This window comes from Mesorhizobium sp. M7A.F.Ca.CA.004.06.1.1 (assembly GCF_003999135.1).
Lineage (GTDB): Bacteria > Pseudomonadota > Alphaproteobacteria > Rhizobiales > Rhizobiaceae > Mesorhizobium.
Window position 1 is genome coordinate 1 of record NZ_RZPQ01000457.1, and the last position, 4,804, is coordinate 4,804.

At 63.1% G+C, this 4,804-nt stretch carries 6 protein-coding genes; 3 read left to right on the forward strand and 3 right to left on the reverse strand.

All coding sequences use genetic code 11. From position 1 onward, the window contains the following. The coding region (recJ, locus tag EN906_RS23275; protein WP_127375404.1) for a single-stranded-DNA-specific exonuclease RecJ at positions 1-1,551 on the forward strand (1,551 nt) is incomplete at its 5' end. A 7-nt stretch (positions 1,552-1,558) separates the two neighbouring features. Here the strand turns inward: recJ and EN906_RS23280 are convergent. The 3 genes from EN906_RS23280 to folE all read right to left on the reverse strand — a co-directional run bounded on the left by EN906_RS23280 (position 1,559) and on the right by folE (position 3,802). Further along, positions 1,559-2,530 carry a patatin family protein gene (locus EN906_RS23280; protein WP_127375405.1) on the reverse strand — a complete coding sequence of 324 codons (972 nt, stop codon included), beginning with the start codon at positions 2,528-2,530 and terminating at the stop codon, positions 1,559-1,561. An 84-nt stretch (positions 2,531-2,614) separates the two neighbouring features. Next, positions 2,615-3,076 (reverse strand): phosphoribosyl-AMP cyclohydrolase, encoded by a 462-nt coding sequence (gene hisI / locus EN906_RS23285; protein WP_127267649.1) that lies wholly within the window; start codon positions 3,074-3,076, stop codon positions 2,615-2,617. 90 nt (positions 3,077-3,166) lie between these two features. After that, a complete protein-coding gene (gene folE / locus EN906_RS23290) occupies positions 3,167-3,802 on the reverse strand; it encodes a GTP cyclohydrolase I FolE (RefSeq protein ID WP_027036853.1) in 636 nt (211 codons plus the stop codon). A 240-nt stretch (positions 3,803-4,042) separates the two neighbouring features. Here folE and EN906_RS23295 point away from each other — a divergent pair, with 240 nt between their 5' ends. Further along, positions 4,043-4,489, forward strand: a complete 447-nt coding sequence (locus tag EN906_RS23295; RefSeq protein ID WP_127267647.1) for an iron-sulfur cluster assembly scaffold protein — start codon at positions 4,043-4,045, stop codon at positions 4,487-4,489. Between the two features lie 2 nt (positions 4,490-4,491). Beyond that, a partial coding sequence (locus EN906_RS37800) for a cell envelope integrity protein TolA (protein WP_206529155.1) occupies positions 4,492-4,804 on the forward strand: 313 nt, incomplete at its 3' end.

Below are 4,804 nucleotides of genomic sequence, written 5' to 3' on the forward strand. Positions count from 1 at the left end.
GACATGGACAGGGCGGCGGCCCGCATCGCCGCCGCGGTGATGGCCAAGGAAAAGGTGGCGATCTTCGGCGACTATGATGTCGACGGCGCCGCCTCGTCGGCCTTGCTGAAGCGGTTCCTCACGCATTTCTCGGTGCCGTCGGAAATCTACATTCCGGATCGTATTTTCGAGGGCTATGGGCCCAACCCGGATGCCATGCGCGAACTTGTTTCGCGTGGCGCGACACTGATCGTCACTGTCGATTGCGGCACCAACAGCGCCGTTTCCATCGATGCCGCCAACGAGGCTGGGGCCGATGTCGTGGTGCTCGACCACCACCAGGTCGGCGGTGCCTTGCCGGCGGCAATTGCCGTCGTCAATCCCAATCGCGACGACGACCTTTCCGGGCAGGGCCATCTCTGTGCCGCCGGCGTGGTCTTCCTCGCCCTTGTGCAGACGGCCAGGATCCTGCGCGGCCGCATGGCCGATGCTACGCCGCCGGACCTGCTTTCGCTGCTTGATATCGTGGCATTGGCCACAGTCTGTGACGTGGTGCCGCTGACCGGCGTCAACCGCGCCTTCGTGGTCAAGGGGCTGCAGATGGCGCGCCAGCAGAAGAATGAAGGGTTGGCGGCACTGGCACGCGTGTCGCGTATCGGCGAGCCGATCAGCACTTTCCATCTGGCCTATCTGATCGGCCCGCGCATCAATGCCGGCGGACGCATCGGCGATGCCGCACTTGGTAGCCGGCTGCTTGCGACCGACGACCCGGTCGAGGCGCGCACCATTGCCGAGACGCTCGACCGGCTCAATCAGGAACGGCAGTTGATGGAGCAGGAGATGCTCGCGGCGGCGCGCGTCGAGGCCGATGCAGAGCTCGCCGGCGGCAATGGCCCGGCTATCGTCGTCACCGCCTCCAACAGCTGGCATCCGGGTATTGTCGGCCTGCTCGCTTCGCGATTGAAGGATCATGCCCGGCGGCCCGCCTTCGCCATCGCGTTCAATGCTGTGGGCATCGGCACCGGTTCGGGCCGCTCGGTCTCGGGTTTCGACCTCGGCCGGCTGGTGCGCGAGGCGGCCGTTGCCGGTCTGATCGTCAAGGGCGGCGGCCATGGCATGGCGGCGGGCATCACCGTGGAGCGGGCAAGGCTTGGCGAACTCAGGGCGTTTTTCGAAGAACGGGCGGCAGCCGACGTGTTTCGCCTGCAGGGCGAGGAAAGCCTGGCCATAGACGGCGCACTTGCCGCTGAAGGCGCGACGCTCAGCCTGCTCGACGCGCTGGAACAGGCCGGACCCTTCGGTGCCGGGCATGTGGCCCCTGTTTTCGCGTTGCCGCGCCACCGATTGGCCGATGCGCGGCCGGTCGGCACCAACCACATCCGCGTCGAACTGCAATCGGAAAGCGGCGGCCGCATCCAGGCGATCGCCTTTCGCGCTGTCGATACCGCACTTGGCGAATTCCTGTTCAAGAACCGGGGCAAGACGATCCACGTCGCCGGTTCGCTGTCAGGCAACTACTGGAATGGCAACCGCACCGTGCAGTTTCGCATCACCGATGCGGCTCGTGCGTAGGCTTTGATCAGGCGAGAACGGTCTGCAGCCGGGTCAGTTCGCCGATCTGCGCCATCGTCGCCTGATAGCCGAGGTTGATCGCCTCGTCGGCGCGGTGGAATTCGGTCAGGCCGATATGGCTGAGCTTCGGCTGCAGCGACATGTCAGGCGGGTCGCCGGCAAGCCTGGCGCGCGAAATGCGGTCCTGAATGATGTTGAAGGCCTCGACCATGACGCCGGTGATGCCGAGCCGCGTCTGATGCGACTGGCGCTCGGCGTCGATCTGACCAGGCCGCGGCGCGTCCTTTTCAACGACCAACTCGCCGGCGCTATGCTTGATGACGGCGGCGCGGCCGAACAGATCATAGTGAAGGTTGACCGCCACGACGAGCGGCTGCTCATAGGCGCGGCAGACCGATACCGGTACCGGGTTGACCAGCGCGCCGTCGACCAGCACGCGGCCGTTGCAATTCACCGGCTCGAACACGCCGGGCAGCGCGTAGGAGGCGCGCATGGCGGTGATCAATGAGCCGCTCGACAGCCAGATTTCGTGGCCGGTGCGGATCTCGGAGGTGACCGCGACGAACGGCTTGGCAAGGTCCTCGAAACGAATGCCGGCCATGTGCTCGCGCAGCCTTGCATCGAGCTTCATACCGCCGAACAGGCCGCTGCCGCGCAAATTGAGATCGAGCAGGCCGGAGATGCGTCGCTTGGTCAGGCTGCGGGCGAATTCTTCGAGCTCGTCCAGTTTGCCGGCGAGATAGCAGCCGCCGACCAACGCGCCGATCGAGGTGCCGGCGATCATCGACACTTCGATGCCGGCTTCGTCGAGCGCGCGCAGCACGCCGATATGCGCCCAGCCGCGGGCGCAACCGCCACCCAAGGCGAGCGAAATGGCTGTTTTCTTCTGGGAGTTCGTTTCGGACGCGCCGCCTGACGAGGATAGGCCGTTGGCCTCCCTGACATCTGGTCTGTTACGCAATGACGCCCACTCGAGCATCATGATCTCCCTTGTCCCACGGCTACTATACGAGCGGGCCGTATCGAAATGATGAATCTGTGTGGTTGGTGTCAGGCAGAAGGTTCAAGCTGGTGGTTTCCGATACGTGTTTTCCGTATCGAACAGCGGCTTGCTGCCGTCGCCGGCAAGCGTCCCCTTGCCATCGACCAGCCCCACCGTCCGATAAAAGCATGAACGCCGGCCGGTGTGACAGGTTGCGTCGTGGCCCAACACTTTGACGCGCAACCATATGGCATCCTGGTCACAATCCGTGAGCATCTCGACGACATGCTGAAAATTGCCTGATGTTTCGCCCTTTTTCCAAAGCACGTTGCGCGAGCGCGACCAGTAGTGGGCGATGCCGGTCTCCAGCGTCAGTGCCAGTGCTTGCGCATTCATATGCGCAAGCATCAACAGCATGCCGTCTCCGGCATCGGTGACGACGACCGTGACCAGCCCGGCTGCATCGAAGCGCGGCGAGAACACCGCGCCTTCCTCGAGCGCTTTCTTGTCCGACGGAGCTTTTGGAAATTCCAGTGCCGACATCGCCGGTCCATTTTCCTCGTTGACCATGATCTTGTCCGAAAACCGGTCTCCACTTTTCGGGATCATGGTCTGATGGCCGGCGAGGGCCATTCAGATCCCGCCGCCACGCACCATGGTCACGAAACGAACCTGCTCTTCGGGCGTATCCTTGAAGACGCCGGTGAAGGTCGAGGTCAGCGTAGTTGAACCCTGCTTGCGGATGCCGCGCATGGCCATGCACATGTGCTCGGCCTCGATCATGACGGCGACGCCGCGCGGATTGAGCACGTCCTGGATGACGCCGGCGATCTGCGCCGTCAGCGCCTCCTGGGTCTGCAGGCGGTGGGCGAAGATATCGACGACGCGGGCGATCTTGGACAGGCCGACAACCTTGCCATCCGGCAGATAGCCGACATGTGCCTTGCCGATGATCGGCACCATGTGGTGCTCGCAATGCGAATGGAATGTTATGTCCTTGACGATGACCAGGTCATCGTAGCCGGCGACCTCCTCGAAGGTGCGGCCGAGCTCGTCCGCCGGGCACATGTCGTAGCCGCCGAACATTTCGCGATAGGCCTTTGCCACCCGCTTCGGCGTGTCGACCAGCCCTTCGCGGTCCGGATTGTCGCCGGTCCAGCGCAAAAGCGTGCGCACGGCGGCTTCGACTTCGGCTTCGCTTGGCCGGTCGGTGACCGGCTTTTCCATATAGGCTGACTGTGGCATGAGCTTCTTGATGACGGCATCCATAAAGGCGTCTCCCGTAGTCCCTCTCGGCGGAGGAACGAGTTGAACGGACCACGACCTTTCGGTGTCGGAAACTCGCCCCGTTTCCAGCCCCGTAAGTGGCGTGAACTTCCCGGCAAGGACATTGGCTTTCGTCGTTCTTGTCGATACCGGACTGCCAGCATTATATAAGGTCATAGCGAGCGAAAGGAAGACACGACAGCGGCAATCGCTGTTCGCTTGGCGGCGACGGATTGGAAAATAATGATAAACGAGGTCTACAACGCGAAAATTCTCGGTTTTGCCGGGAACATTGGCCGCATCGGCCGTCTCGATCATCCTGACGCGACCGCCAAGGCTCACTCCAAGCTATGCGGTTCCACGGTCACCGTCGACCTCAAGATGCAGGACGGCCTGGTCACGGACTTTGCCCATGACGTGAAAGCCTGTGCGCTCGGCCAGGCGTCGTCATCGATCATGGCGCAGCATGTCGTCGGCGCGAGTGCTGAGGAATTGCGCGCGGTGCGCGACACCATGCTGAAGATGCTCAAGGAAAATGGCGCCCCGCCGGACGGTCGCTTCGCCGACCTCAGATATCTGGAGCCGGTGCGCGACTACAAGGCGCGGCACGCTTCGACCATGCTGACTTTCGATGCCGTGGTCGACGCCATCGGCCAGATCGAGAAGAAGCGCGCCGAAGAAGCGGCCTGACCTTGGGGTTTGGCTACCAAAGCCTGGTGTTTGCCGGGAGCCTTGCTGGCTCACTCGCGTTGGGCGGGACCCCGAGCCGGGCAGACGTAGCGGTCGAGCGCGATATCGGCGACTATCTCATGAAGGCAATCCAGCATTGTTGGAACATGCCTGCAAACACCCACAGCATTGCACGCGTCCAGATCAGTCTGAACAAGGACGGGTCACTCGCAGGCCCGCCAAAAATCCTCGGTCCTGTGACGACGCCGCCGGACAAGGTTGCCGAGTCCGCTGTCCGGGCCATCGCACGCTGCGCGCCATTTCCCAGGCTGACAT